We start from the raw sequence: 702 nt of genomic DNA, 5'->3' as shown, positions 1-702 counted from the left end.
GATAGGTCGAAGGTGTAAGTGCAGCAATGTATTTAGCTTATCGATACTAATAGGTCGAGGACTTGACCAATATTATTTGATGTTCATTGATTAAAATATATATGTAGTTTTTAGAGTGTTAACTCTATGTATTTAAACCTGTCAATAATTAGAGATTTTTAAGAATTTTATAAGCTTAAAATCGAATAAATAAAGTATTGACATAATAAGACAAATATGTTATTATAATACTTGTCTTAGAAAAAAGATAAATGAAAATTTAGACAATAATCTGGTTATAATAGCAGAGAGGATACACCTGTTCCCATTCCGAACACAGAAGTTAAGCTCTCTAGCGCTGATGGTACTTGGTGGGAAACTGCCTGGGAGAGTAGGACATAGCCAGGTGATGTGCCGAAGTGGCGGAACTGGCAGACGCACAGGACTTAAAATCCTGCGGGACTTACCTCTCGTACCGGTTCGATTCCGGTCTTCGGCACCAAATTATTGTGGGCCATTAGCTCAGTTGGTTAGAGCGCCCGGCTCATAACCGGTAGGTCTGGGGTTCGAGTCCCTGATGGCCCACCACAATAATTTAAAGAACTTTGAAAATTAAACAGTAGGTTAATTTATAAAACAAGAAACAAACCATAAAGCCAGATATTTAGATAACAATAGTATCTGAGCCTGATAAACTTTTATTTGAGAGTTTGATCCTGGCTC

2 tRNA genes and 1 rRNA gene are annotated in these 702 nt (G+C 37.3%); all 3 read left to right on the top strand.

Annotated features, from left to right (window positions below):
* Positions 1-270 precede the first annotated feature (270 nt).
* The 3 genes from rrf to IC173_RS20310 all read left to right on the top strand — a co-directional run bounded on the left by rrf (position 271) and on the right by IC173_RS20310 (position 567).
* A 5S ribosomal RNA gene (gene rrf / locus IC173_RS20320) occupies positions 271-387 on the top strand.
* A 5-nt stretch (positions 388-392) separates the two neighbouring features.
* Positions 393-481, top strand: a tRNA-Leu gene (locus IC173_RS20315).
* Positions 482-490: 9 nt separating this feature from the next.
* Positions 491-567, top strand: a tRNA-Ile gene (locus IC173_RS20310).
* The last annotated feature ends 135 nt before the right edge of the window (positions 568-702 follow it).

Source organism: Clostridioides sp. ES-S-0048-02 (assembly GCF_020658495.1).
Lineage (GTDB): Bacteria > Bacillota > Clostridia > Peptostreptococcales > Peptostreptococcaceae > Clostridioides.
Note: the sequence above shows the minus strand (reverse complement) of the source record. Positions and strands in the feature narration are given on the sequence as shown.